1 protein-coding gene, 4 tRNA genes and 1 rRNA gene are annotated in these 821 nt (G+C 44.9%); 5 read left to right on the top strand and 1 reads right to left on the bottom strand.

The genetic code is table 11. The features are described from left to right. The 5 genes from R7040_RS25640 to R7040_RS25660 all read left to right on the top strand — a co-directional run. A 16S ribosomal RNA gene (locus R7040_RS25640) occupies positions 1–77 on the top strand; the annotation flags it as partial. 89 nt (positions 78–166) lie between these two features. Then, positions 167–242, top strand: a tRNA-Glu gene (locus R7040_RS25645). A 2-nt stretch (positions 243–244) separates the two neighbouring features. Beyond that, positions 245–320: transfer RNA gene (locus R7040_RS25650), tRNA-Lys, on the top strand. Positions 321–329: 9 nt separating this feature from the next. Next, positions 330–405 (top strand) — tRNA-Ala (locus R7040_RS25655). A 38-nt stretch (positions 406–443) separates the two neighbouring features. After that, positions 444–519: transfer RNA gene (locus tag R7040_RS25660), tRNA-Val, on the top strand. 115 nt (positions 520–634) lie between these two features. Here the strand turns inward: R7040_RS25660 and R7040_RS25665 are convergent. After that, a partial coding sequence (locus R7040_RS25665; RefSeq protein WP_318081631.1) for a hypothetical protein occupies positions 635–821 on the bottom strand: 187 nt, incomplete at its 5' end.

Raw genomic sequence — 821 nt, forward strand, 5'->3', positions numbered from 1 at the left:
CCACTTTGTGGTTCATGACTGGGGTGAAGTCGTAACAAGGTAGCGCTAGGGGAACCTGGCGCTGGATCACCTCCTTATACGATGATTATTGCGATGAGTGTTCACACAGATTGATACGGTTTATGAAGTTTAAGAGATAGAACATCCCCCAAGATGTTCACTTAGTGTCCCGTTCGTCTAGAGGCCTAGGACACCGCCCTTTCACGGCGGTAACAGGGGTTCGACTCCCCTACGGGATACCATTGGGTCGTTAGCTCAGTTGGTAGAGCAGTTGACTTTTAATCAATTGGTCGCAGGTTCGAATCCTGCACGACCCACCATTTCTCGATGGGGCTATAGCTCAGCTGGGAGAGCGCCTGCCTTGCACGCAGGAGGTCTGCGGTTCGATCCCGCATAGCTCCACCATTCGAGGAACTTCTTCCACTAAGAAGTAAAACTAATGTGGGCGATTAGCTCAGTTGGGAGAGCACCTGCCTTACAAGCAGGGGGTCACTGGTTCGAGCCCGGTATCGCCCACCATCTTTAAACATTCTCTCTTGAGAGTTTTTAAAAATGGTTACTTCATTAGAAGTGATTAGCTCTTTAACAATTTGGAAAGCTGACAAAACAATCTTTAAGATTGTTTGTAAAGTTCTCAATGTTTGTCTTTAAGACAAACACCAAAAAACACATTCAAGTGTTCTTGGCTTTTTGTTTTCATTTTTTCTAAAAATGAAGGTAAAGAGATGAGTCCGGCAAAATCGAATGTCTCTCGCTCATTCAAATAATGAGAGACAACTTTGGTGATTTGAACATCAACTCGAAACTCCTTCGGGTTGTAT

The sequence above is a fragment of the Vibrio sp. 1069 genome, assembly GCF_033340555.1.